Consider the following 24,667-nt stretch of genomic DNA (forward strand, 5'->3'; position numbering starts at 1 on the left):
AACCCACGATGACCACATCCTTCACCCTGCATGCCACTGGCATCGGCAAGGCATTTGTATCAGGCCAGGTTATGACCCCTGTACTGCACGACATCACCCTGGCAATAAGGCCCGCGGAACTGACCCTGATCGCGGGGCCATCCGGTTGCGGAAAAAGCACGCTGCTGGCGATTCTCAGCGGCTTGCAGCAACCCGACCAAGGCCGTGTGGAGGCCCTCGGGCAAAGCCTGGGAACGCTTGCCCCACGGGCGCTGGAGCATTTTCGGCTGCATCACACGGGCTTCATATTCCAAGGCTTCAATCTGTTCCCGGCGCTGACGGCCTTGCAACAGGTCGAGTTGCCCCTGAGTTACCTCGGGCTCACTTCGCAGGAAGTGCGCAGGCGCGCGACTCAGGCTCTGGAAGATGTAGGCCTCGGTTCGCGCATGGCCTTGCGCCCGGCCGCGCTGTCCGGGGGAGAAAAACAACGGGTGGCTATCGCCCGCGCCGTGGCGAAGGCGCCCGAGTTGCTGTTCGCAGACGAACCCACCAGCGCCCTGGACGCGGCCAACGGCCAGATCGTGATCGATATCTTGCACCGTATCGCCCGTGAACGCGGCACTACGGTGCTGTGCGTCAGCCACGACCCGCGTTTGATCAGCCACACCGACCGTGTATTGGCCATTGAAGACGGCCGCATCATCAGCGACTCCCACCATCACCTGCGGCCCGCCAGCCCTGCCGCCCCCCAGGAACACTGCGTATGAATGTCCGCTCCCTCTCCCCTTGGCTGACCCTGTTCAGTGCCTGTTTGCTCCTGAACGGCTGTTCACGGGAGGATACGCCGGCTCAAGCCACGGCCTCGTCGCCGACTTACCTGGCAGTGGCTCGCGGCCGCGTCGATGTCGAGGGTGGCCTGCTCAACCTGCAGTTTGCCCGCGATGGCGTGGTGGCCGAGATCAAAGTCAAAGAAGGTGATTCTGTAAAAAAAGGCCAACTGCTCGCCTCCCTGGACAGCGAACAGGCGCGCCTGGCCGTAAGTGCCGCGCTTGCCGACCAACAACAGGCTCAAGTGCACGCCAGGCACCTGCAAAGACAGTTCAACTTTGCCGACCAGAAAGCCACGCGCCTGTCAAAGGCGGCCGCGGCTGGAGCCGCAGATGGCCAGAGTGCCGATGATGCGCGCGAGGCCGCCGAGCAACTGCGCGACGCTATTGAAAAAAACCAAGGACACCTCGAAGCCGCCACAAGAACACTCACCGGTGCGCGCTACGAACTGACCCAGCGCAACCTCTATGCACCGGCGGACGCCGAAGTCGTGCGGCGCCTGACCCAACCTGGCGCTACCGTTTCATCGGAGTCAGGGCCTGCCTTCGTGTTGCTGCCGAACGAGGTACGCATCGTGCGAGCCGAGCTCAACGAGTCGTTTATTGCGCAGGTCCACGCCGGTATGAAAGCCGAAATATCGACCGAAAACGGCAACGACCAACCGTCGCTGTCCGGTCATGTGGTGCGTATCAGCTCCGTGCTGGGTAACAGCACGCTTGAAGGCGACCCACAGGCACGAGCCAATATGCGTACCGTGGAATGCATAGTGGCGTTCGAACAACCTGCACCTGCGTCACTGCGTGTGGGCCAGCGCATGCTGGTACGGTTCGGGGCACCTTAATGCCCTTGGCGGCTGCCCGCGACCGCCGGCAACCGCCTACTCGCCATACGCCCACGTCATCCGAAACGACGCCCCGCCCCACTCCGAGTCCAGCACTTCAACCTGCCCGCCATGCCACTGGCTGACGCGTTTGACCAACGCCAGGCCCAAGCCAAAGCCACCGGTGCGGCGATCGCGGCTGGCATCCAGGCGCAGGAAGGGTTCGAAGATTTTGGAACGGCCCTCCATCGGCACACCTGGGCCATCATCATTAACCCGCACTTCGTAACCATTGCCGAACTTGACCAGCGACACTTCTACACGGCGCTCGGCATAACGAATGGCATTGCGCAGCAGGTTGATCACTGCGCGCGCCATAAAGCGCGGCTCGATCTGGATAAAGTCGACGTCACAGGTGCGCAACGAGAGCTGCACACCCGCGGCTTCAGCTTCCAGGGCCACACTGCCGATCACACTATCGAGCCAGCTATGCGCTTCGATATTTTCCCGGGTGACCTGTGTGGCGCCGCGCTCCAGGCTGGCATAGGTCAACAACTCAGACACCATTTCTTCCAGTTCGCCAAGGTCGGCGTACATATCGGCGATCAATTCGCGGCTCTGGCGTGGGTCGGCCTGTTGCTTGAGTTGGTCCAGCTCAAACGACAAGCGCGCAATCGGTGTGCGCAACTCATGGGACACCGCGTTGGTCAGTTCACGCTGGTTGGCGATCAGGCTTTCGATGCGCTCGGCCATCTGGTTGAAGTGCCCGGCCAGCTCACGCACGGTGGAACGGCGCGGCAGCAGGATGCGCGAGCCGAGGTCGTTATCGCCAAAACGCTGCGCGGCCAGGCGGATATGCTCCAGGTCGCGCCAATGCGGGCGTACCCAAAAATACAGGACGATGGCCAGGCTCACACCCAGGAAGCCATAGGCCCACAGGTACAACCATTTGGGCTCTTCCGGCAGCTTGATCTGCAACAATTGCGGGCCGCCATCAATGGTGGTCAGGAACTCCATGAAGTCGCCGCGCACCACCAGTTGGCCGCCCGCCAACAGTTGCTGTTCGCGGTCATTGAGCGCCAGCGTGTCGCGCGGCACCAGCTTGAGGCGCAAACCATAATGGGGTTGCAGCTCAGCCAGGCGCGCATCGCGGGCCGCCCCCTGCACCGGGCGCAGTTGCTCGACCAGGCCATAGGCCGGCCCGCGCAAGGCTTCACGGTTATAAACCTCGTTGGCCTCGGGCAATAACTCATCGAAGGTGTAGTTGACCAGCCAGATTGCCCCGGCCAACCCCAGCGCCAGGATCACATACAGGCGCAGAAACAGGCGCAGCATCTAAACCTCCCACGCAAACGGATTGAACAGATATCCCTTGCCCCAGATGGTCTTGATGCACACCGGTTCGCGCGGGTTGTCATTGAGCTTGCTGCGCAATTTGCTGATGTATACGTCGACACTGCGGTTCAGGCCGTCGAAGGCAATACCGCGCATGCGGTTGAGAATGTCGTCGCGCGAAAGGATAGTCCCAGAGTGACTGGCCAGCAGCCACAGCAACTCAAACTCCATGGTGGTGAGGTCGATGGCCTCACCGCCCAGGCTGACGCCCCGGCAACTGCGATCAATCGACAAGCGGCCGAACTCCAGCGCACCGCGCACCGTGGGCTCCGGCACCTGGCGGCGCTGCAGCGCGCGCAGGCGGGCGAGCAATACCGGCGGCTTGATCGGTTTGATCACGTAGTCATCGGCGCCCGACTCCAGGCCCAGGATGTGGTCCAGGTCGTCTTCCTTGGCGGTGAGGATGACGATGGGCGTGTCGGACACGCTGCGAATTCCCCGGCACACGTGCAGCCCGCTCTGGCCCGGCAGCATCAGGTCGAGCACCACAATTTTCGGCTTGAAGTCGAGAAAGGCCGCCAGGGCCTCATCGCCCCGGTGCACCACGCGCACCTCGAAACCGTGTTGCGACAGGAAGTGCGCGATCAGCCCTGCCAGCTTTTCATCGTCCTCAACGAGCAGGACCTTGCCCAGACCCAGGTTTTCCATAAGTTCTCAGTGTGGATGCGCGGATTGAAGTTGGAGCATTATAGGTGGCAAGCTGGCCTGAAAAGGTACTGGGCGCGGCAAAAAAAGCCTTTCTGTGGGGCTTTCGAACAACCTTCATGTTTTTAAAGGTTTTTAACATTTCACCCGGAGTTTTTAACGTATCAAATCGCGGCGTTCGCAGCCTTGCCCAAGAAAGATAGTGATTTTTCTGACAGCCATAACTCACGTCATTTTCGGAAGTTTCGACACTAACATTTATTGAGTAAACGGCTTAAATTGTCACGACGCAGTGACAAAACAGTGACGCGGCCGTCGTTGACAGCCCAACAACGCCAATGAAACTATCCATGCACTTTTCAGCGACACCTGCCGGTGAAAGTCATGGAAGATAATTAAAATAAATATCAAAGGAGTTGATATTGTGCACCCGCAACTTTTATCGATTGCTACCCCTGGCGCTTACCTCAGCGCTTTATTCAAACACAGCCTTTATTTAATTTAGCGAACCGCTCTCACACAGCCGTTCTGTCTTTATTTAAGCGTGTTATTGAATACAGGTACACGCCATGCTTTTGTATCACGAGGTCATCGAACATAACGCCTCCCGCCACCCGCACAAGTGCGCTGTTGCGCTCGATGCCGTCCATTACAGCTATGGAATGCTTCAAGCAAGAACGACACAAATAGCCCGACTGCTGGTCGCCAGCGGTGTTCAACCAGGCGATCGCGTCGCCCTGTATTCACCGATCTGCATCGATCTCATTGCCGCTTATCTCGCCGTCCTGCGCGTGGGTGCAATTACGGCGGCAACGCACCCCACTTGACGCTTTGATCGATTGAAACGAGAGCACCATGCGCAAGGACTACCTGGCTTTTTTTATCTCGCTGTTCCTGTCGCGGCTGGCGGACCAGATTCTGTTATTTATCGTGCCGCTGATCGTATTCCAAACCACCAACAGTGTGTCGTGGGCTGGCTTGGCGTTTTTCGTCGAGTCACTGCCGCGTTACCTGGCGTTCCCGGTGTGCGGCGCATTGTGCGACAAGTTCTCGCCGGTGCGCATCCTGCATATCAGCCAGGTTTACCGCGCATTGGCGTGCGTGCTGGCGGTGGCGTTGTATGGCGTGTTCGACGGCATCTATTGGCTGGTCATCCTGTCGGCGCTGTGCGGCGTGTTGACGACCCAGGGCATCATGGCCCGCGAAGTGGTGATGCCGCATATCTTCAAGCATTACACCTATGCCAAGACCTTGTCCTACTCACAGATCGCCGACCAGAGCGGCCTGGTGCTGGGGCCACTGGTGGCGGCGCTGATGCTGGAGGTGTGGGCGTGGCCGTGGGTGGTGGTGGGCATTGCCGGGCTGTTTGTGCTGGCGGACCTGGCGATGTTGGTGTGGCAGCGCAACACCACGGTCAGTCTGGAGAGCTTTGAGCAACATCAGGATATCTGGCTGCAACCCCTGCGCATTGCCTTCGGGCATATCCGCAAACTGGCGGAACTGAAGCGGGTCATTGCCCTGGCGGTGGGCGTCAACTTGATCATCGGGGTAACGCTGGCCACGTCCGCGGCCATGGTCACTGGCCTGTTCGACGCCGGCAAAGATGCCTATGCGTTGTTGCAGGCTGCGGGCGCGGTGGTGACCATCGTCATTCTGTTTTACCTGGCGCGTTCCAGCCTGCCGTTGAAGGTGCTGGGCGGGCTGTCTTATTCAATGATCGCGGCGGGGGCACTGGTCATGGCCGTCAGCCCTACCCTGTGGGCTTACACCCTGGGATTTTTACTGATCACCGGCTTCGACAAGATGTTCAACGTGTACATGCGCAGCACCCGCCAGCGGGTGATTCCGGTGCAGGACTTCGGCAAGACAGTGGGCGTGATCACCTTGCTCAACAACCTGGCGCAGCCGCTGGCGGGTCTGTTGATTGCCGTGCTGGCGGCGCCGTTGGGCACGCAAACGGTGATCCTGCTGCTGGCCGGGATCACCGCACTGATCGGCGTGGCCGTCGCCTCAGGTTGGCACGCCACTGTGAAAGCGGAACTCGATGTCGGGTGACTCGATCAGTTCCTGCTCGGCGGCGCGCACCCGTTCTATCACCTGGGCGATGTCCTTGGCGTCGCCGTACTGGTAGGCAAGCTTCAGGTAACCCTGGAAGTGCCGGGCCTCGCTTTTGAGCAAACCGAAGTAGAACTTGCCGAGTTCTTCGTCCAAATGCGGTACCAGGGCTTCGAAACGCTCGCAACTGCGCGCCTCGATAAAGGCGCCGACCACCAGCGTGTCCACCAGCTTGACCGGCTCATGGCTGCGCACAACCTTGCGCAAGCCCGAGGCATAACGGCCGGCATGCAGTTGGCGCAGCTCGATCTTGCGCTTTTTGATCAGGCGCATGACCTGTTCGTGGTGCACCAGCTCTTCACGGGCCAGGCGCGACATCATGCTGATCAGGTCCACATGGGCGTGGTACTTGGCGATCAGGCTGAGGGCGGTGCTGGCGGCTTTGAATTCGCAGTTCTTGTGGTCGATCAGCAGGGTGTGCTGATCGGCCAGCGCGGCCTGGACCCAGGCGTCGGGGGTGCGGCAGCCGAGGAATTCGTGGATTTCGGGCAGGTTCATCGGGCTCACGGGCAAAAGGATCACAAAAGGCCGGCGATTATACCGACCCCGCCGCAGACCACCAGCTACTGGCTTTGATGTGCATCAACATGACGTCTGGCGGGCAGCAACTATAGTTGTTCCAGGCCCACCCTTTGGAGACCCCGACCATGCAAGCCATCCGCAGCATCCTGGTGGTTATCGAACCCGAGCATTCCGAAAGCCTCGCGCTCAAGCGCGCCAAGCTGATTGCCGGGGTCACCGGCGCGCACCTGCACTTGCTGGTGTGCGACAAAAAGCACGAGCATTCGGCGCTGCTCAGCCTGCTCAAGTCCGGCCTGCAGGAGGACGGCTACAGCGTGACCACCGAGCAGGCGTGGAATGACAGCCTGCATGAAACCATCATCGACGTGCAGCAGGCCGAAGGCTGTGGCCTGGTGATCAAGCAGCACTTTCCGGACAGTCCATTGAAAAAGGCCCTGCTGACGCCAGCAGACTGGAAACTGCTGCGCTACTGCCCTACGCCGGTGCTGCTGGTAAAAACCTCGACGCCCTGGGCCGGCAAGGTGGTGCTGGCGGCCATTGATGTGGGCAACACCGACAGCGAACACCAGGCACTGCACAACGCTATCGTCGACCATGGGTTCGATATTGCAAGCCTGGCCAAGGCCCAGTTGCATGTGATCAGCGCTCACCCGTCCCCCATGCTGTCAGCAGCAGACCCGACCTTCCAGCTCAAGGAAACTATCGAGGCGCGCTATCGCGAGCAATGCAAGGCGTTCCAGGCCGAGTTTGATATCGACGACACCCACTTGCATATTGAGGAAGGCCCGGCGGATGTGTTGATCCCCTATGCCGCGCACACACTGCAAGCGGCGGTGACCATTATCGGCACAGTGGCGCGCACCGGGATTTCCGGCGCATTGATCGGCAATACGGCGGAGGTGGTGCTGGATGCGGTGGAAGGTGATGTGCTGGTACTTAAGCCGCAGGCGTTGATGGATCACCTTGAGGAGTTGGCCACCAAGGCCTGACATAGCCTCTTCAGACTATGGAGATCAAAGGTGGGAGCTGGCTTGCCTGCGATAGCGACCTTTGAGTCAAAACACCTTTGGCTGATCTGCCGCCATCGCAGGCAAGCCAGCTCCCACATTGACCTGCGCGGTCAGTGTCCCAGTGCGTCTCTCAGGAACCCCGGCGCGATATAGCGCTGGTAATGCGCCTCGGACAAGATAAAGAACTCACGATCGATGGCATCGCGCAGTTCCGGGAGTGCCCACTCACGAAACTCCGGCAGCAACACCATGCCATAGGCTTCAAGGTTGGAAATCACCCGCGCGCCTCGGGCGATCAACTGGTAGGCCCAGCAGTACTCGGACTGGTGCGGCACGAAGCGAATCTTGCGCAGCTCAAGCTGCCCGCGCAGCATCTTGGGGTCGAAGACTTCCAGTTTGCCGGCCATCACTTGCACCAACAGTTGCTCCAACCGCAGCCATACCGCACGTTTTTCTTCTTCGTTATAGCCATTCCACTGAATCACTTCATGGTGGAAGCGCTTGCAACCGCGGCAGACGAGATCGCCGTAAACCGTGGAGCACAGGCCGACGCAGGGGGTCTTGATGGCTTGGTTGGACATGGGCAATGCACACAAATCAGCGAAACAGTGCGCCATGTTAGCCCTTTGTCTAAGGTTGATCACCCAGCAAACTTGGCTAGGTAACTTACCTTTAGATTTTTTTTGCCGTAGAATCATCCGGCCTTGTAAGGCGCCAATAATCCGCTGGAAGCTGTTTTCAAAGCGTCACGAGCACAGTCGTTCCTTCAGAACGGTGTTGGCGCAGGTTCGACCCGGTAGGTCAGAGCCCGCGCCAACCCTCATCAGCTCCGTTCTGCAGGCGTAAAACTTTGAAAGCAGCTTCTGTGAGGAATGCCGGCAGCGCTGGCTTTGCGGCCCAAAAAGCCCCCGAGCGCATGCGTGCCGTTCATTTCTGGATGAGCGTCCCGTGGGACCACTGATGAGGGTAATAACTGTGCTTGAAGCCTACCGCAAACATATCGAAGAGCGTGCAGCACTGGGTATCGTTCCCCAGCCGCTTAACGCCGAACAAACCGCAGGCCTGGTCGAGCTGCTGAAGAATCCTCCGGCTGGCGAAGAAGAATTTCTCGTTGACCTGATCACCAACCGCATTCCACCAGGCGTTGACGAGGCTGCCTACGTCAAGGCCGGTTTCCTGTCCGCCCTGGCCAAGGGCGAAGTCACTTCTCCCCTGATCGACAAGAAACGCGCGGTTGAACTGCTTGGCACCATGCAAGGCGGCTACAACATCGTGACGTTGGTCGAGCTGCTGGACGACGCCGAGCTGGCACCTGTCGCTGCCGCCCAACTCAAGCACACCCTGCTGATGTTCGATGCGTTCCACGACGTGGCCGAAAAAGCCAAGAACGGCAACGAACATGCCAAAGGCGTGATCCAGTCCTGGGCTGACGGCGAGTGGTTCCGCAACCGCCCAACCCTGGCCGACAAGATCAGCCTGCGCGTCTTCAAGGTCACCGGCGAAACCAACACCGACGACCTGTCCCCTGCCCCGGACGCCTGGTCCCGCCCTGACATCCCGCTGCACGCTCTGGCCATGCTGAAAATGGCGCGCGAAGGCATCGTGCCGGACGAGCAAGGCAAAACCGGCCCGATGAAGCAGATCGAAGAAATGCGCGGCCAAGGTTTCCCGATCGCCTACGTCGGCGACGTGGTGGGTACCGGTTCGTCGCGTAAATCGGCAACCAACTCGGTACTGTGGTTCTTCGGCGACGACGTACCTTACGTGCCGAACAAGCGCGCCGGCGGCTTCTGCTTCGGCAGCAAGATCGCTCCTATCTTCTACAACACCATGGAAGATGCCGGCGCACTGCCAATCGAATTCGACGTCACCAACATGAACATGGGCGACGTGATCGACCTGTACCCGCATGCTGGCAAAGTCTGCAAACACGGCACCGACGAAGTCCTGACCACCTTCGAAATGAAGACCCCGGTTCTGTTGGACGAAGTTCGCGCCGGCGGCCGTATCCCGCTGATCATCGGTCGCGGCCTGACCGACAAGGCGCGTGCTGAACTGGGCCTTGGCCCTACCGACCTGTTCAAACTGCCTGAAGCACCTGTCGACACCGGCAAAGGCTTCACCCTGGCACAGAAAATGGTCGGCAAGGCCTGCGGTCTGCCAGAAGGCAAAGGCGTTCGTCCTGGCACCTACTGCGAACCGAAGATGACCACCGTAGGTTCCCAGGACACCACCGGTCCAATGACCCGTGATGAACTCAAGGACCTGGCGTGCCTGGGCTTCTCGACCGATCTGGTAATGCAGTCCTTCTGCCACACCGCGGCTTACCCTAAGCCGATCGACGTGACCACCCACCACACCCTGCCTGACTTCATCATGACCCGTGGCGGTGTTTCGCTGCGTCCAGGCGACGGCATCATCCACAGCTGGCTGAACCGTATGCTGCTGCCGGATACCGTCGGTACCGGTGGTGACTCCCACACCCGTTTCCCGATGGGCATCTCGTTCCCGGCCGGTTCCGGTCTGGTCGCGTTCGCCGCAGCCACTGGCGTAATGCCACTGGACATGCCGGAATCGATCCTGGTGCGCTTCAAAGGCAAAATGAAACCTGGCATCACCCTGCGTGACCTGGTTCATGCCATTCCTTACTACGCGATCCAGGCTGGCCTGCTGACCGTAGAGAAGAAAGGCAAGAAGAACGCCTTCTCCGGCCGCATCCTGGAAATCGAAGGCCTGAACGACCTGACGCTGGAACAAGCCTTTGAGCTGTCCGACGCCTCGGCTGAACGTTCGGCTGCCGGTTGCACCATCAAGCTGTCCAAGGACTCCGTCACCGAGTACCTGAACTCCAACATCACCCTGCTGCGCTGGATGATCGGCGAAGGCTACGGCGATGCACGCACCCTGGAACGTCGCGCCCAAGCGATGGAAGCCTGGGTTGCCAACCCGGAGCTGATGGAAGCCGATGCCGACGCCGAATACGCCGAAATCATCGAGATCGACCTGGCCGAAATCAACGAGCCGATCCTCTGCGCACCGAACGACCCGGACGACGCCCGTCTGTTGTCCAGTGTTGCCGGCGAGAAGATCGACGAAGTGTTCATCGGTTCGTGCATGACCAACATCGGTCACTTCCGCGCTGCCGGTAAGCTGCTGGAGCAGGTCAAGGGTCAGCTGCCAACCCGTCTGTGGCTGTCGCCGCCGACCAAGATGGACGCTCACCAACTGACCGAAGAAGGCTACTACGGCATCTACGGCAAGGCTGGCGCGCGCATGGAAATGCCGGGCTGCTCGCTGTGCATGGGTAACCAGGCACGTGTAGAGCCGAACTCGACTGTCGTATCGACTTCGACCCGTAACTTCCCGAACCGTCTGGGTGATGGCGCGAACGTCTACCTGGCTTCGGCAGAACTGGCGGCAGTTGCCTCCACGCTGGGTCGCCTGCCGACCGTCGAAGAGTACATGGGTTACGCAGCGAAACTGGACACCATGGCCAGCGACGTTTACCGCTACCTGAACTTCGACCAGATCGCCGAGTTCCGCAAAATCGCAGCAAGCGCCAACATCCCGGTGATTCAAGCCTAAGATGTTGTGATTTAAAAAACGCCGCGCATCGCAAGATGCGCGGCGTTTTTTTATGCCTGGAATACGAGTATTCGTCACACTGATAAACAACTGTGGGGGCTGGCTTGACTGCTGTGGCGGGCTTTTGGTGGTGTACATATCCATTTCTTTGATAGCGGCGACCTATGGTTCCGCTCTTACAGCGGGTCACTTTTGGCAAACGCCCGGAATGCCGGCCCAGCCAAAAGTAACCAAAAGGTTTGTGCCTCACCACTCGGTGCCTCGCCTAGGCTCGGCATGCCCGCACTCCGGCCATCGTGGTTAACGGGCCGCCTCAGATCAAAATCAAGATCAAGATCTACAGCACGGCGGCCTGAAAGCCGACCTGAGTGGTTAGATCAAAAGCGAAAAGCGGATTTACATACACTGAGGATCTGCTTTTCTGTGGGAGCTGGCTTGCCTGCGATGCAGACACCTCGGTACATCAGACACACCGAGTTGATGCTATCGCAGGCAAGCCAGCTCCCACATTTTTTGATCACTTGCACTCAAGACCTGGCGTGCAACGCCAACTGCACTGCACCATCAACACTCAAGGCACTCAGCAAAACCTGTGGCGCAACGGCTTCGGGCAAGGCTTGCAGCACTTCCATCGCCGCATGCCGCACCCGCGCCAGTACCAGCCGCTTGCCCTCCCCGTGCACCTGCGCAAAAAACGCCGCCAGCGCCTCGATACTGGTGCCGTCAAGGTCGGGCGATTCTTCCAGGCTCAACACCACCGCCTCGACCGGCGACTGACGCATCAAGCGCAACGCCGCGCCCAGGATGCGTTCGGCATTGGCGAAAAACAGCGCCTCACTGGGCCGCACAATCAGCAAGCCAGGCACCTGCACCGCATCCGCATGGTGTTGACGGTCAACAAAGTCATGACTGTCGCCCAGGCGCCCCAGCACTTGAATATCCGCCGAAGACATCTGGCGCAGCATCAACACTACGCTGATCGCCACCGCCACCAGCAAGCCATCCAGCACGCCCAGCACAAGCACTGCCGCCACCGCGCAGATCACCAGCAACCGGTCGCGGCGCCACAGGAAGTAACGGCCCAGGGGTTGCAGGCTCAAGCCACGGCCCAGCGCATAGATGACGATGGCTGCGAGCACCGGCTCCGGCGTTAACGCCACATACGGCAGCACCGTCAACACGATCACCAGCACCACCAGCGCCGCAACGATGCCCGCCAGGCGCGAACCGGCGCCGGCAGCCTCATTCGCCGACGTCGCCGAATAGCCCGCGCCGGCGGGCATGCCGTGGAACAACCCGGACACCAGGTTCGCCGCGCCCAGCGCCAACAGATCGCGATTGGATGACACCCGGTCGCCATGTTTAAGTGCGAACGAACTGATAGAGCCGTAGGACTCCGCATACAGGATCATGACCAAGGCAAAGGCTAACTCGCCCAGGCGCAACCAATCCGCGAACGGCAGCACGGGAAAGTGCCCCAGCTCCAGGCGCAGATCAATCATGCCGATCAAGGCCACGCCATGGGCCTGCAAGCCCAGGTACTGCCCGGCAACAATCCCCAGGACCACCACCAGCAAGCCGCCCGGCAAGCGCGGGATTCGCGCGCACAGCCATAACACCGCCAATGCTGCCGCTGCGACCAGCGCCGCCGGCCAGTTCCAGTGCGCTAATTGCTCCAGTAACTGCGGCAGGAAGCGGATCAGGTTGTTATCGGTCAGGTGTACGCCCACCACACTGGCCAGTTGCTTGAGGATGATGGTCAACGCCAGGCCGAAGGCAAAACCGCGCAACACCGGCTTGGCGATAAACGACGTAACACCGCCCAGCTTGAACAAACCGGCCAACACAAACAGCACGCCGGTGATCAGCACCAGCCCGAAGGCCAGGGACAGTCTCAGCGCCGGATCATCCCCGGCCAGGCTGGCGGTAGCTGCCGCCAATACCGCCGCAGAAGAGGAAGTGGCCGAGACAATTGCAAAACGGCTGGTGCCCAACAGGCCGTAGCACACCAACCCGGCAAACAAGGCGATCACACCGGCCTGCGGCGGCAACGCAGCGATGCTGGAATACGCCACAGCCTCCGGCAGCAGTAACCCGGCGATAGACAACCCGGCCAGGATGTCCTGGGTACGATTAGGGGGTACGGCAACGGGCGTAACGGTTTCAGTTTTCAATCGGCCCAACCCATCCTGGCAAATAACGGGCTTCCTGGCTGCGCGCCAGAGTCATGGCCTTGCCCAACAATTTGGCATTTGGCTGGCTGACAACATCGCTGCCGATACGGCTGCGAAAGAAGTCCGCCCACAAAAACTCGCTGAACGGTGTTGCGTCCTTGGCGTAACCGCCGGCGGTACGCAGCAGGCCGGCAAGGCTGCGGTAAGGGTCGTCCTGCAGGTCGGTAATCTTGCGGGGAATGGCCTCATAGGTACGCCGCAAACCGCGCGCGTCGTAGGGGTGGACCCATTGATTGAATGCCATGACATTCCAGAAGGTGCTGCGCTCCACGAAAGACAGGTCCTTGAGCATCAGCAGCGACACACTCTTGACCTCTTCCAGAATCAAAGCCATACCGAAGTGGTGATGATCGGTGATGTAGTAGCGCTCGTCCGGCCCCAGCACACAAGGGAACCAGTGCTTGTCGAGGGCGGCGGCGCGCTCCTTGCGCTTGAGTTTGGTCCAGGCGTCGCGCTTGGCAGCGACTTCAGCCATACCGACCGTCAATTGTGTAGGGTGCAGTTTTTCCAGCTTGCCTGTGACCAATTGCGGGCGGGGCCGAGCCATGGGTATCTCCAAAGGGAACCAACACGTCGACAGCTTAGCCCTCATTGGCATGGGGATTTTTTCGGACACAAAAAAAAGCCGATTCACGCAGTGCGCGAATCGGCTTTGCTACCCGGCGTCTGTCATCAGGACAACAGCGAGTAAACCAACGCAGTAATCGCGACCAGGCCCACCGCGGTGACAAACACATTGGATGCTTGCCCACGGTACTTGGCCATGGCCGGCACCTTGCGGATCGCGTACATCGGCATCAGGAACAGGATCGACGCGATGATCGGGCCGCCCAGGGTTTCGATCATGCCGAGAATGCTCGGGTTGAGCGTGGCGACCAGCCAGCACACTACCAGCATGAACGCGGCGGTCATGCGGTCCAGGGACTTGGCAGCCGGACGACGCCCGGTTTTCAATACCAACCCCTTAAGGCCCTCACTGGCACCGATGTAGTGGCCCAGGAACGACTTGGCAATCGCCACGAATGCAATCAACGGTGCGGCGAAGGCGATGGTCGGGTTGTCGAAGTGGTTGGCCAGGTACGACAGGATCGACAGGTTCTGCGCTTTTGCTTCGGCCAGCTGTGCCGGCGACAGCGTCAGCACGCAGCTGAACACGAAGAACAGCACCATTACCACCATCAACAGGTGCGCGCGGCACAGGATCTGCGAGCTGCGCTCATCGGCATTGGCGCCGTACTGGCGCTTCTGGTCGACCGCGAACGCCGAGATGATCGGCGAATGGTTGAACGAGAACACCATCACCGGAATCGCCAGCCACAAGGTATTGAGCAGCGCAGACGGCGCCGGTACTTCTTTGGCAGTGCTGAGAATGCCACCGGTCCAGTGCGGGACCAGGTACACCGCCAGGAACAGCAAGGCAACGATAAACGGATACACCATCAGGCTCATGGCCTTGACGATCACTTGCTCGCCGCAACGCACCACGGCCAGCAAGCCGAGGATCAGCACAAAGGCCAGGATCGCCCGTGGCGGCGGCATGATGTGCAGTTGGTGTTCCATGAAGCTGCTGACGGTGTTGGTCAGGGCCACACTGTAGATCAGCAGGATCGGGAAGATGGCGAAGAAGTACAGCAAGGTGATCAGTGCACCGGCCTTGAGGCCGAAATGCTCTTCAACCACGTCGGTGATGTCAGAGCCGGCACGGCCGGACAGCACGAAGCGCGTCAGGCCACGGTGAGCGAAGAACGTCATCGGGAACGCCAGCAATGCCAGGATCACCAGGGGCCAGAAGCCGCCCAGGCCGGCGTTGATCGGCAAAAACAAAGTACCGGCGCCAATAGCGGTGCCGAACAGGCCGAGCATCCAGGTGGTGTCCTGGCGGCTCCAGCTTGTGAGGGTTGCAGGTGTCGTTGCATAGCGTTCGTCGACGCTATTGGCCTGATCATTCATCCGGTCGGATCTCCGCATTTACACGGCCGGGGCGAGTCAGAAAAACCTGACAGGCAGCGCCTCGACCATAGAAGGGGCCGGATTGTCCGGGATTCTCTCGAATAAGCAAAGACTTAGCTGAGGAATGGTTGAGCGGCGCAGCAATTCAAGGAGGGTGGCGGACGGCAGCTTTCGTGGGCTGCGAAAGGTTATGGCCTTGCCAAAAATCCGTTAAACGAAGCAACTTCCAAGAAGTATCCGACATTTAAACCAGACACAGCCTACATCTAAATAATATTTCCACTGAGATAGACCATTAACTATTACAAGACCATACATAACCATTGAGCCGCCGCCAGAGCACACACTAAGATCGCCGCGTCCCTCGCACAAACATCATGCCGCGCTCTTAGCCAGCAGCCTCAGGAATTCAAGAATGAAAACACTCAGTATTGTATTAACTGGTCTGTGTCTTATCGGCCTATTTAAATCCAGCGAAAGTTACGCAACGCCAACCGCGCCTGAACGGGATATCCAGGCGCTGGCCTCTTCCCCACAATGGTTGACCACCAAAGTCTATATCGAGGGTGCCCCGGATAAGGATGTCAAGGCCAACTACCCCGGTGTGGTGGGCATTTCAATGTGGGACCCACAGCGCAACCGTTATGAGTTCTTCTATGCTGACACCGGGCTTTCAAAATACGCCGATGGCGGTGGCGGCTACTTCCTCGTCACAGGCGACCAAAATACCCATATTCTGGTGCCCGATGTGGGACCGACCAAAACCGTGGTCAGGCGACTGGAAAAACTGGATAAGAACGAGTTCATCTACTCGCGCGAAGTACCTCGCGACATGATTGCCAACAACCCTCCTGTTCGAATCTATGTCGTCCATGCGCCTTATATCGGCCCGATAAAAACTGCGCTGTCGAACTAGTCAGCCCTCACGCCTGACGATACGCCGCTTGAATTAATAGACTGCAAGGTGCCCAAGATGAAGCCATGTAACGCCCTCACATCATTGTTAATACCTGTGCTGTTGACTGTTGCTCTGTTGCCCGCAGCAGCCACTGCCAACACCGCCGCTCCCTCCAGCGTAAGCACTGTGGCGGCCACAGCTGATAACGCCGTCATGTTAACGGTGTTTCTCAAACATGATCAGTCGCGGCCCTTGAGCGAGTTGAAGGCACAATTGGCGAAGCAAGCCTTTCACAAGGTATTTCCTCCTGCCGGGGTTGAAGTGGTCAGTTGGAATGTCACCATGGGCATCGGACAGATCGTCGTGCTACGCCTGCCGGCTTCGCGCCTGGTAGAGGTCAATCTGGCGATAGAGCGCACTGCCTGGGGCGCCTACACAACGGAATTCTATCCTACCTACGATTTCAGGCCGATCGCGCAAGCAGAGCAAATCCAGGCGCAGCAGGCGGATTCTGCCCAATAATGGCAGTGTGGCGGCGGCCCTTTGAGGAAGCTATGGCAGCGCCGTTGACAGCCACGCGCCCGCCCCAGCATGATCGAGCCATGAATCTCATTCAGCGCCGCCTCACCCGCACCACCACCACGACCGCTTATGGCGGGTCGGGCGGTGGCTGTGGGTGCGAAAGCTAAAAACACCCCGAAACACCCCAAGGCCCCGCCAGCAATGGACGGGGCCTTTTTATTGCCCCGCCCGCTGGCCACTGCAAGGAGCAAGACCATGGCTAACGCCCTGTTGATCATCGATATGCAAACCGGTTTATACGACGGGCCGCAACAGCCCTTCGAGCGCGAGCGCGTGCTGGGCACCATCAACCAGCTTATCCAGCGCGCCCGCAGGGCCAACGTAGCTATCTTCGTCGCTCGCCACACCGGCCCGGCAGGCTCACCGATCGAAGCCGGCAGCCCGTTATGGCAACTGTGGCATGGCCTCGACGTCGACGACGCTCACGATCACCTGTTCAACAAAACCCGCCCCAGCTGCTTCCTGGGCACTGACCTGGCGCAACAACTGGCGGCGGCACAGGTCGATGAATTGGTGGTGGTCGGCATGAAAACCCAGTTTTGCATCGACACCACGTGCCGAGTGGCGGTGGAGCTTGGGTTTACGGTGGTACTGCCCGAGGACGCCCACACCTGCATGGACACCCCGACCTTGCCGGCCAAGGCGATCATCGAGCATCACAATGCGACCTTGGCGGGGGCGTTTGTGAAGCGGGTGAAAGCTCAGGATGTTGAGTTCTAGAACTGCCTGTGCGGGATTTTTTCTGACCGAACAAATCGTTCCGTCTTACAAATCCCGCATACTCCTCCTATCAAACCCTTCAGGAAGAGCCTTCCGATGTCCACCACTGTTCTGGTCCTGGTTGAAACCATCAACGAATACCTGCAAATCATCGAGAGTAACGACTTCCATGTGATTCTGGCGCCGACACCGGCCGAGCGTGCCCAGGCGATCAAGGCCCACGGCGCGCAGATCAAGGCGGTACTCACCCGTGGCCCGCTGGGGCTGTATGCCGAGGAAATCGCGGCGCTGCCGTTGCTCGAGATTATCTGCGTGATCGGCGCCGGCTATGAGCACGTGGACCTGCAAGCGGCGAGCAATCGCGGGATCGTGGTAACCAACGGCGCCGGCGTAAACGCGCCGTCAGTGGCTGACCACGCCATGGCGTTGCTGTTGTCGCTGGTGCGTGGCATTCCCCAGACTGACGCGGCGGTGCGGCGCAGCGAATGGCCCAAAGTGATGCGCCCTTCCCTGGGCGGCAAGCAACTGGGCATTCTCGGTCTCGGCGCAGTGGGCATGGAGATTGCCAAACGTGCCGCCCTCGGCTTTGGCATGGAAGTGAGTTACCACAACCGCCAGCCCCGCGACGATGTGGACTACACCTATTGCGCAACCGCCGTGGAGCTGGCGCGCACCTCGGACTTCCTGATCCTGGCCACGCCGGGCGGGGCCAGCACCCGCCACCTGATTGATCGCCATGCCCTGGATGCGCTGGGGCCGAACGGTTACCTGGTGAACATCGGACGCGGCAGCGTGGTGGTGACTGCGGACTTGGTGGCTGCGCTGGAGCAACGGCGTATCGGCGGTGCCGCGCTGGATGTGTTCGACGATGAACCGAAAGTGCCCGACGCCCTCAAGCGGCTGAGCAATACCGTGCTCACCTCCCATGTCGCCGGCCTGTCGCCGGAAGCGGCCCACGACACCGTGCAACGCGTGGCCGATAACCTGGTGGAATATTTCGCCGGCCGCCCAGTGCTGACACCGGTTACCCTGCCGCCGCGCAACTAGTAGCGATTAGCCAGCGCCGACGCAAAACCTGACTACACTGCTTGCGGGGATGCTCAGGACGTCGGTGCAGGACCGGCGAAGGAACGCACAATGATTGGCCATGGACTCGGCCCGGCCCGCCAACGCGGCGCCATCGGCCTGATAGGCGCGGTAACCCTTGGTATTGCGCTGCTGTTTCTGCTGCTGGTGGTCGACAGCGGTCGCCTGTATCTGGAGAAACGCAAATTGCAGCGTGTGGCCGATACGGCTGCGCTGGAAGCGGTGAGCCGCAGCGGCACATGCGCGGCGCCCGCTAACAATGCCGCACAATTTGCGACCGAAAGCGCGGCACGCAACAACTTTAGCCTTGACGACAATCGCACGCTGGCGACCGCCTGCGGCACCCTGGCCACCGGCGCAGATTTTATGCGCACGTTCAGCGCCGACCCGAGCAAAACCGATGCCATCCGGGTGATTGCTACCCATCGCGTGCACACCAGCCTTGCCCATGGCTTGCTCACGCTGTTCTCGGGCCAGCCCGTCAACCTGACAACGCTGCTCAGCGCCACCGCCGTCGCCGCCGCACCCACCCCAACGGTTGCCCAGCTCACGGTTCGCAGCACCTTGTTAACGGTGGACAGCACCCAGTCGGTCGCCCTCAACGCCTTGATCGGCGGCCTGCTGGGCGGCAAGTTGCAGTTGGACGCAGTCGGCTGGAATGGGCTGCTCAATACCGATATCAGCTTGCTCAAGTACCTGGATGCGCTGGCCATCCAATTGAAAGTCAGCGCCGGTAACTACGACCAACTGCTCAAGACCGACGCCACTGTAGGCCAACTGATCCAGGCGGCCATTGATGTGCTCAAGCTGGGCGGTGACGCGGTCAAAGTGGTGATCAACAACCTGGAAGCCATCAAGCTGATTGCGCCGGGCACGCAGATCCTGCACCTGGGCGACCTGATCAATATCCAGAACGGCACCGACAAAAGTGCGCTGGATGTGAACCTGCAACTGTTCAACCTGATCCAGGGCTTTGTGCAGCTGTCGAACAAGGCCAGCGCAGTTGCCGTGGAGCTGCCGGTGGATGTGCTGGGCCTGCTCGGCGTGACCGTGTCGACCAAAGTGATCGAGCCCGGGCAGGTTTCCAGCATCGGCAACCCCAAAGATATCGCCAAGCAGCCCATTTATGTGCGCACCGCCCAGGTGCGCACTTTGATTTCGGTAAAACTGCCGATCGTCACGCTGGTGAATAACCTGCTGGGTGGCACGGTGCAAGCGCTCAGTGACCTGCTGGGCGGCCTGTTTGGCTTACTCGATCCCAATTGTTGCCTGGTCGCCAGCCTGGAAATCGGCGACACCCTCGACATCGCCCTGGAAGCCGCTGGCGGCAGCGCTATGGTCACTGGCTACAGTTGCGACAGCGGCAAAAAGTCGTTGTCGGTACTCGGCGAAACCTCGGCATTGCGCGCGATGATTGGCCAGGTTGACCCCAAGAATCTGTACTCGTCCACAGAAAAACTCAAGGTAGACGAGTACCCGGTGGTGGATATCGGCACCAAAACCTGCAAGCGCGGCACCGGCGTGTGTAGCGACAGGCAGGCCTTTGCGGCGGGCGGCCTGGGCATCCGAATCGACAGCGACGTGTTGAAAACCCAGCGTGCGCACACCTACACCGAGCCGCCCGCTATCAACCAGCAACCGCTCTATTACGCATTCGCCAGCTCGAACGCAGTCAGCAGCCTCAAGCAAACACTCACCGGCATCCAACTGATCAACCACCCGCCCAAAATGGCCAGCCTGTTGGGCGCCGTGTTGGGCCTGGTCACGGGCGTGGTCAACGGCTTGCTCACCACCCTGGGCGGCTTGATTGCCGGGCTGCTCGGCCCGCTGCTCGACCCCATCGTCAACAACCTGCTCGCCGGCCTGGGCATCGACCTGGCAAAAGTCGAAATCGGTGCCAATTTGTCGTGCAACCCCGGTGGCCGGGCCATGCTGGTGATTTGAGCACATCAGGCCCGCTGATCATCGTCCAACACGCTAACCTATTAAGCCGCCCCGACCTTGTCGCTGGGCGGCGGTGCGCATTAGATTAGCCAATAGTCCAAGGCCTTTAGAATAAGCAGAAGGGATAAGCATGGCGCTTAACGACCAATCGACCCATATTCGCCCCGGCGAAGAACTTGATGCCAGCCTCATCGATCCCTACCTCAAGGCGCATATTCCGGGCCTTGCCGGCACGGTCAAGATCAGCCAGTTCCCCGGTGGCGCATCCAACCTGACTTACCTGCTGGAATACCCTGGCCAGGAATTCGTGCTGCGCCGCCCGCCATTTGGCCACAAAGCCAAGTCCGCCCACGACATGGGCCGCGAATACCGCATTCTCAACCAGCTCAAGGACGGCTTCCCGTATTGCCCCAAAGCCTATGTGCACTGCCTTGACGAGTCGGTGATCGGCGCCGAGTTCTATGTGATGGAGCGCGTCAACGGCATCATCCTGCGCTCTGACCTGCCGGCCGAACTGGGCCTGGACGCGGCCAAGACCGAGGCGCTGTGCAAGAGCTTTATCGATAAATTCGTCGAACTGCACCAGGTCGACTACGCTGCCTGCGGCCTGGCCGACCTGGGCAAGCCCGAAGGTTATGTAGCACGCCAGATCCGCGGTTGGAGCGACCGCTACGAAAAAGCCCTGACGCCCGACGCACCCAGCTGGGAAACCGTGCGCGCGTGGCTCAACGACAAGATGCCGGCCGACCACCCGACCTCCAGCATCGTGCACAACGACTACCGCTTCGACAACGTGATCCTCGACCCGCACAACCCGATGCAGATCATCGGCGTGCTGGACTGGGAACTCACCACGTTGGGCGACCCGCTGATGGACTTGGGCAACACCCTCGCCTACTGGATCGAAGCCGCTGACCCTGCGCCCGTGCAACTGATGCGCCGCCAGCCCAGTAACGCGCCGGGCATGCTGACTCGTCGCCAATTCGTCGACTATTACGCCGAGCGCTCCGGCATCCAGATCGATAATTTCGACTTCTACTACACCTACGGCCTGTTCCGCCTGGCCGGCATTGTGCAGCAGATCTACTACCGCTTTTTTCACGGCCAGACCCAGGACAAACGCTTTGCGCAGTTCATCCATATGAACAAGCTGCTGGAGCAAATGAGCCTGAATGTCATCGCTAAATCAGCCCTCTGACTACAAGAGCAAGGAACCCAGCATGTCCAAGACCCACCTGTTCGACCTCGACGGCAAGATCGCTTTCGTTTCCGGCGCCAGCCGTGGCATCGGTGAAGCCATCGCCAAGCTCCTGGCCCAGCAAGGCGCCCATGTGATCGTCTCCAGCCGCAAGCTCGAAGGCTGCCAGCACGTGGCCGACGCGATCATCGCCGCGGGCGGCAAAGCCACCGCCGTGGCCTGTCATATCGGCGAAATGGAGCAGATTACCCAAGTGTTCGCCGGTATCCGCGAACAGTTTGGGCGCCTGGATATCCTGGTTAACAACGCTGCAACCAACCCGCAATTCTGCAACGTACTGGACACCGACTTGGGCGCCTTCCAGAAGACCGTTGACGTGAACATCCGCGGTTACTTCTTCATGTCGGTGGAAGCCGGCAAGCTGATGCGCGACAACGGCGGCGGCAGCATCATCAACGTGGCCTCGATCAACGGCATCTCCCCGGGCGTGTTCCAAGGCATCTACTCGGTGACCAAGGCCGCCGTGATCAACATGACCAAAGTGTTTGCCAAGGAATGCGCGGCGTTCGGCATCCGTTGCAACGCCTTGCTGCCGGGCCTGACCGACACCAAGTTCGCCTCGGCGCTGGTCAAGAACGACGCGATCCTGAAGGTGGCCCTGGCGCAGATCCCGCTCAAGCGCGTAGCCGACCCGAGCGAGATGGCCGGTGCGGTGCTGTTCCTGGCCAGTGATGCGTCCAGCTACACCACCGGTGTGTCGCTGAATGTGGACGGTGGCTTCCTGTCCTGACCTGACCTTCCAGGCACCGCAAAATCCCTGGGGTAGCAAGCTTACTGTGGCGAGCAAGCTTGCTTGCGCTGGGGTGCGAAGCGCCCCCAAAAATCGGGAGACTGCTGCACAGTCCAACGGGAGCAAGCTCCCTCGCCACACACTCAAGGGCGCTTGAACTGTTGGCGTATCGCCTCTATGCGCGGGCGGCAAACGCAGCCCTCCAAGTGATCATTGACCATCCCCATCGCCTGCATCAGCGCGTACATCGTGGTGGGGCCAACAAAGGTCCAGCCGCGCTTCTTCAAGGCTTTGGACAAACGCACCGACGCCGGTGACGTCGGGTTGCCGGTCCAGTACGCCATGTCCACCACCGCCGGGCGTTCCTCGGGCGTGGGTTCAAACGCCCACAACCAGCGCGCCAGCGAACCGGTTTCGTCCACCAACTCACAGGCCCGGCGTGCGTTATTGATGGTCGAGACGACCTTCGCGCGGTTGCGCACGATGCCTGGGTCGTTCATCAGCCGCTCGATATCGGCCTCGGTGTAGTGGGCGACACGGCGAAAATCAAACCCTTCGAACGCCGCCCGAAACTGCTCGCGCTTGCGCAAAATGGTGATCCACGCCATGCCCGCCTGGAAACCTTCCAGGCAGATCTTCTCGTACAGTTGGATATCGTCTGCGACCGGCACGCCCCACTCGGCGTCGTGGTAACGCGGGTACTCCGGCGCGGCCGTGCGCCAGGTGCAGTGAGTCTGGCCTGCTGAATCCGTGGTCAACCCTGGTTTGTCCATCGACTACCTCGCCAATCAAGGCGCGGATCATAAGCGAAAAAATTTACCGCCCGCCAACCGCTCAAGCATCACCCTTACCGACCAACTGGTCAGACCGGGACCTGACAACCGTCGAATATTTACTTGTGATTTGAAAAAAACCCAGCGTAGACTGGCCGCGCACTGGACATACCGGTAAGACCACAACAATTAAGCCCTGGAACCACCAGGGCACCGAATAGAGATCCCTCCCATGCTCAGATGGTGCTCGCGTTCGATTTTCCTGCAAGTCGTGATTGGCCTGATGTTAGGCGTTATCTGCGGCCTGGCCCTTCCCGAATTCTCCTCACAACTCAAACCCCTGGGTGACGGCTTTATCAAGCTGATCAAAATGCTGATTGGCCTGATCGTATTCTGCGTGGTGGTCAGCGGGATCTCCGGCGCCGGCGACCTGAAGAAGGTCGGACGCATTGGCTTGAAGTCAGTGATCTACTTCGAAGTGCTGACCACCGTCGCCCTGGTGATCGGCCTGATCATGGCCTTCAGCACGGGTATTGGCCAAGGCGCCAATATTCACTTGGAGCAACTGTCATCCGCCGGTCTCAATGAGCTGGCCGACAAGGGCCAGCACATTCGCGGCACCAGCCAGTTCCTGATGGACCTGATCCCCAATTCGGTGATCGGCGCCTTTGCCGACAACAATGTGCTGCAAGTGCTGCTGTTTTCGGTGCTGTTCGGCAGCGCGCTGAACCTGGTGGGCGAAGCCGCTTCCGGTATCTCACGGCTGATCAACGAGCTTAGCCACGTGATCTTTCGCATCATGGGCATGATTGTGCGTCTGGCGCCGATCGGTGTATTCGGCGCCATCGCCTTTACCACCAGTACCTACGGCCTGGATTCGCTGCAGCACCTGGGCAGCCTGGTGGGTTTGTTCTACCTGACCTGCTTTGCTTTTGTCGGGCTGGTGCTGGGCCTGGTGATGCGTTTGTCCGGCCTGCGCATGCTGCCGCTGCTCAAGTACCTGCGCGAAGAGCTGCTGATCGTGATGGGCACCGCCTCCTCCGACGCGGTATTGCCGCAGATCATGCGTAAACTCGAGCACTTGGGCATTGGCAGCTCCACCGTCGGCCTGGTGATTCCGACCGGTTATTCGTTCAACCTCGACGGTTTCTCGATCTACCTGACCCTGGCCATCGTATTTATCGCCAATGCCACCGGCACACCGCTGTCGATGACTGATTTGCTGACCATCCTGCTGGTGTCGTTGATCACCTCCAAAGGTGCCCACGGCATTCCGGGCTCGGCGCTGGTGATTTTGGCGGCCACGCTGACCGCGATCCCGGCGATTCCGGTGGTGGGGCTGGTGCTGGTGTTGGCGGTGGACTGGTTCATGGGCATCGGCCGCGCGCTGACTAACCTGATCGGCAACTGTGTCGCTACCGTGGCCATTGCCCGTTGGGAAAAAGACATTGATATCCAGCGCGCCAACAAGGTGCTCGATGGCGAGCAAGGGTATGCCTTCCAGGCCAAGAAGCCGGTGCTGCCGGCGCATCAGGAATTCTAGCAACGCGATCCAACTGTGGGAGCTGGCTTGTCGGGTCCCACATGGAATCG

At 59.9% G+C, this 24,667-nt stretch carries 22 protein-coding genes; 14 read left to right on the forward strand and 8 right to left on the reverse strand.

The window, feature by feature from the left end; genetic code table 11:
- Positions 1-8: 8 nt before the first annotated feature.
- Together HBO41_RS11485 and HBO41_RS11490 are read left to right on the forward strand one after the other, a co-directional pair.
- Complete coding sequence (locus tag HBO41_RS11485; RefSeq protein WP_099549613.1) at positions 9-746, forward strand: ABC transporter ATP-binding protein; 738 nt, start codon at positions 9-11, stop codon at positions 744-746.
- Positions 743-1,648: an HlyD family secretion protein gene (locus HBO41_RS11490; RefSeq protein ID WP_138450110.1), complete on the forward strand. Its 906-nt coding sequence runs from the start codon at positions 743-745 to the stop codon at positions 1,646-1,648. Before HBO41_RS11485 ends, HBO41_RS11490 begins: the two co-directional genes overlap by 4 nt.
- 36 nt (positions 1,649-1,684) lie before the next feature.
- On the opposite strand, the gene HBO41_RS11495 is transcribed toward HBO41_RS11490, so the two are convergent.
- Together HBO41_RS11495 and HBO41_RS11500 are read right to left on the reverse strand one after the other, a co-directional pair.
- The gene (locus tag HBO41_RS11495) at positions 1,685-2,962 is read right to left on the reverse strand and encodes an ATP-binding protein (protein ID WP_017137490.1); all 1,278 of its coding nucleotides are present in this window, start codon (positions 2,960-2,962) and stop codon (positions 1,685-1,687) included.
- A complete protein-coding gene (locus tag HBO41_RS11500) occupies positions 2,963-3,670 on the reverse strand; it encodes a winged helix-turn-helix domain-containing protein (RefSeq protein ID WP_017137491.1) in 708 nt (235 codons plus the stop codon).
- A gap of 566 nt (positions 3,671-4,236) precedes the next feature.
- Here HBO41_RS11500 and HBO41_RS11505 point away from each other — a divergent pair.
- Positions 4,237-4,494, forward strand: a complete 258-nt coding sequence (locus HBO41_RS11505; RefSeq protein WP_099549611.1) for an AMP-binding protein — start codon at positions 4,237-4,239, stop codon at positions 4,492-4,494.
- Between the two features lie 28 nt (positions 4,495-4,522).
- Positions 4,523-5,722 (forward strand): MFS transporter, encoded by a 1,200-nt coding sequence (locus tag HBO41_RS11510; protein WP_017137492.1) that lies wholly within the window; start codon positions 4,523-4,525, stop codon positions 5,720-5,722.
- Here the strand turns inward: HBO41_RS11510 and HBO41_RS11515 are convergent.
- Entirely contained in the window at positions 5,678-6,280 is a 603-nt protein-coding gene (locus HBO41_RS11515) for a tRNA-(ms[2]io[6]A)-hydroxylase (RefSeq protein WP_169986308.1), read from the reverse strand. The two genes, HBO41_RS11510 and HBO41_RS11515, sit on opposite strands and share 45 nt — an antisense overlap.
- Before the next feature lie 149 nt (positions 6,281-6,429).
- On the opposite strand from HBO41_RS11515, the gene HBO41_RS11520 reads away from it, so the two are divergent.
- Positions 6,430-7,293, forward strand: a complete 864-nt coding sequence (locus HBO41_RS11520; protein WP_169986310.1) for a universal stress protein — start codon at positions 6,430-6,432, stop codon at positions 7,291-7,293.
- Positions 7,294-7,424: 131 nt separating this feature from the next.
- On the opposite strand, the gene HBO41_RS11525 is transcribed toward HBO41_RS11520, so the two are convergent.
- A complete protein-coding gene (locus HBO41_RS11525) occupies positions 7,425-7,895 on the reverse strand; it encodes a DUF1289 domain-containing protein (protein ID WP_017137495.1) in 471 nt (156 codons plus the stop codon).
- 394 nt (positions 7,896-8,289) lie between these two features.
- On the opposite strand from HBO41_RS11525, the gene acnB reads away from it, so the two are divergent.
- Positions 8,290-10,899, forward strand: coding sequence for a bifunctional aconitate hydratase 2/2-methylisocitrate dehydratase (gene acnB / locus HBO41_RS11530; RefSeq protein WP_017137496.1), 2,610 nt, complete (start codon positions 8,290-8,292; stop codon positions 10,897-10,899).
- Between the two features lie 527 nt (positions 10,900-11,426).
- Here acnB and HBO41_RS11535 read toward each other — a convergent pair.
- From HBO41_RS11535 to HBO41_RS11545, 3 genes are all read right to left on the reverse strand, one after another.
- Positions 11,427-13,073 (reverse strand): SulP family inorganic anion transporter, encoded by a 1,647-nt coding sequence (locus tag HBO41_RS11535; RefSeq protein ID WP_169986312.1) that lies wholly within the window; start codon positions 13,071-13,073, stop codon positions 11,427-11,429.
- Positions 13,063-13,680: a ParB-like protein gene (locus tag HBO41_RS11540; protein ID WP_017136633.1), complete on the reverse strand. Its 618-nt coding sequence runs from the start codon at positions 13,678-13,680 to the stop codon at positions 13,063-13,065. The genes HBO41_RS11535 and HBO41_RS11540 overlap by 11 nt, the downstream gene beginning before the upstream one ends.
- A 125-nt stretch (positions 13,681-13,805) precedes the next feature.
- On the reverse strand, positions 13,806-15,083 hold the full coding sequence (locus HBO41_RS11545) for a serine/threonine transporter (RefSeq protein WP_169986314.1): 1,278 nt from the start codon (positions 15,081-15,083) through the stop codon (positions 13,806-13,808).
- Between the two features lie 415 nt (positions 15,084-15,498).
- On the opposite strand from HBO41_RS11545, the gene HBO41_RS11550 reads away from it, so the two are divergent.
- The 7 genes from HBO41_RS11550 to HBO41_RS11580 all read left to right on the forward strand — a co-directional run bounded on the left by HBO41_RS11550 (position 15,499) and on the right by HBO41_RS11580 (position 22,301).
- Positions 15,499-15,999 carry a DUF4822 domain-containing protein gene (locus HBO41_RS11550; RefSeq protein ID WP_169986316.1) on the forward strand — a complete coding sequence of 167 codons (501 nt, stop codon included), beginning with the start codon at positions 15,499-15,501 and terminating at the stop codon, positions 15,997-15,999.
- A 57-nt stretch (positions 16,000-16,056) separates the two neighbouring features.
- Positions 16,057-16,503 carry a hypothetical protein gene (locus HBO41_RS11555; protein ID WP_169986318.1) on the forward strand — a complete coding sequence of 149 codons (447 nt, stop codon included), beginning with the start codon at positions 16,057-16,059 and terminating at the stop codon, positions 16,501-16,503.
- A 255-nt stretch (positions 16,504-16,758) separates the two neighbouring features.
- Complete coding sequence (locus HBO41_RS11560; protein ID WP_169986320.1) at positions 16,759-17,283, forward strand: cysteine hydrolase family protein; 525 nt, start codon at positions 16,759-16,761, stop codon at positions 17,281-17,283.
- A 96-nt stretch (positions 17,284-17,379) separates the two neighbouring features.
- Positions 17,380-18,330, forward strand: a complete 951-nt coding sequence (locus HBO41_RS11565; protein WP_169986322.1) for a 2-hydroxyacid dehydrogenase — start codon at positions 17,380-17,382, stop codon at positions 18,328-18,330.
- A gap of 90 nt (positions 18,331-18,420) precedes the next feature.
- On the forward strand, positions 18,421-20,313 hold the full coding sequence (locus tag HBO41_RS11570; RefSeq protein WP_099549330.1) for a pilus assembly protein TadG-related protein: 1,893 nt from the start codon (positions 18,421-18,423) through the stop codon (positions 20,311-20,313).
- 130 nt (positions 20,314-20,443) lie between these two features.
- Entirely contained in the window at positions 20,444-21,511 is a 1,068-nt protein-coding gene (locus tag HBO41_RS11575) for a phosphotransferase family protein (RefSeq protein ID WP_169986324.1), read from the forward strand.
- 22 nt (positions 21,512-21,533) lie between these two features.
- Entirely contained in the window at positions 21,534-22,301 is a 768-nt protein-coding gene (locus HBO41_RS11580) for an SDR family oxidoreductase (protein WP_017136641.1), read from the forward strand.
- A gap of 143 nt (positions 22,302-22,444) precedes the next feature.
- On the opposite strand, the gene HBO41_RS11585 is transcribed toward HBO41_RS11580, so the two are convergent.
- Positions 22,445-23,074: a DNA-3-methyladenine glycosylase I gene (locus HBO41_RS11585; protein ID WP_099549328.1), complete on the reverse strand. Its 630-nt coding sequence runs from the start codon at positions 23,072-23,074 to the stop codon at positions 22,445-22,447.
- A gap of 217 nt (positions 23,075-23,291) precedes the next feature.
- Here HBO41_RS11585 and HBO41_RS11590 point away from each other — a divergent pair, with 217 nt between their 5' ends.
- Entirely contained in the window at positions 23,292-24,617 is a 1,326-nt protein-coding gene (locus HBO41_RS11590; RefSeq protein ID WP_169986452.1) for a C4-dicarboxylate transporter DctA, read from the forward strand.
- Positions 24,618-24,667: the final 50 nt, after the last annotated feature.

The organism is Pseudomonas sp. WS 5146, assembly GCF_012985495.1.
GTDB lineage: Bacteria > Pseudomonadota > Gammaproteobacteria > Pseudomonadales > Pseudomonadaceae > Aquipseudomonas > Aquipseudomonas edaphica.

What these genes read in the sequence shown, in the direction of transcription:
- HBO41_RS11485 (WP_099549613.1), top strand. Translation starts at nt 9, where the DNA reads ATGACCACATCCTTCACCCTGCATGCCACTGGCATCGGCAAGGCATTT.
- HBO41_RS11490 (WP_138450110.1), top strand. Translation starts at nt 743, where the DNA reads ATGAATGTCCGCTCCCTCTCCCCTTGGCTGACCCTGTTCAGTGCCTGT.
- HBO41_RS11495 (WP_017137490.1), bottom strand. Translation starts at nt 2,962, where the DNA reads ATGCTGCGCCTGTTTCTGCGCCTGTATGTGATCCTGGCGCTGGGGTTG.
- HBO41_RS11500 (WP_017137491.1), bottom strand. Translation starts at nt 3,670, where the DNA reads ATGGAAAACCTGGGTCTGGGCAAGGTCCTGCTCGTTGAGGACGATGAA.
- HBO41_RS11505 (WP_099549611.1), top strand. Translation starts at nt 4,237, where the DNA reads ATGCTTTTGTATCACGAGGTCATCGAACATAACGCCTCCCGCCACCCG.
- HBO41_RS11510 (WP_017137492.1), top strand. Translation starts at nt 4,523, where the DNA reads ATGCGCAAGGACTACCTGGCTTTTTTTATCTCGCTGTTCCTGTCGCGG.
- HBO41_RS11515 (WP_169986308.1), bottom strand. Translation starts at nt 6,280, where the DNA reads ATGAACCTGCCCGAAATCCACGAATTCCTCGGCTGCCGCACCCCCGAC.
- HBO41_RS11520 (WP_169986310.1), top strand. Translation starts at nt 6,430, where the DNA reads ATGCAAGCCATCCGCAGCATCCTGGTGGTTATCGAACCCGAGCATTCC.
- HBO41_RS11525 (WP_017137495.1), bottom strand. Translation starts at nt 7,895, where the DNA reads ATGTCCAACCAAGCCATCAAGACCCCCTGCGTCGGCCTGTGCTCCACG.
- HBO41_RS11540 (WP_017136633.1), bottom strand. Translation starts at nt 13,680, where the DNA reads ATGGCTCGGCCCCGCCCGCAATTGGTCACAGGCAAGCTGGAAAAACTG.
- HBO41_RS11545 (WP_169986314.1), bottom strand. Translation starts at nt 15,083, where the DNA reads ATGAATGATCAGGCCAATAGCGTCGACGAACGCTATGCAACGACACCT.
- HBO41_RS11550 (WP_169986316.1), top strand. Translation starts at nt 15,499, where the DNA reads ATGAAAACACTCAGTATTGTATTAACTGGTCTGTGTCTTATCGGCCTA.
- HBO41_RS11555 (WP_169986318.1), top strand. Translation starts at nt 16,057, where the DNA reads ATGAAGCCATGTAACGCCCTCACATCATTGTTAATACCTGTGCTGTTG.
- HBO41_RS11560 (WP_169986320.1), top strand. Translation starts at nt 16,759, where the DNA reads ATGGCTAACGCCCTGTTGATCATCGATATGCAAACCGGTTTATACGAC.
- HBO41_RS11565 (WP_169986322.1), top strand. Translation starts at nt 17,380, where the DNA reads ATGTCCACCACTGTTCTGGTCCTGGTTGAAACCATCAACGAATACCTG.
- HBO41_RS11570 (WP_099549330.1), top strand. Translation starts at nt 18,421, where the DNA reads ATGATTGGCCATGGACTCGGCCCGGCCCGCCAACGCGGCGCCATCGGC.
- HBO41_RS11575 (WP_169986324.1), top strand. Translation starts at nt 20,444, where the DNA reads ATGGCGCTTAACGACCAATCGACCCATATTCGCCCCGGCGAAGAACTT.
- HBO41_RS11580 (WP_017136641.1), top strand. Translation starts at nt 21,534, where the DNA reads ATGTCCAAGACCCACCTGTTCGACCTCGACGGCAAGATCGCTTTCGTT.
- HBO41_RS11585 (WP_099549328.1), bottom strand. Translation starts at nt 23,074, where the DNA reads ATGGACAAACCAGGGTTGACCACGGATTCAGCAGGCCAGACTCACTGC.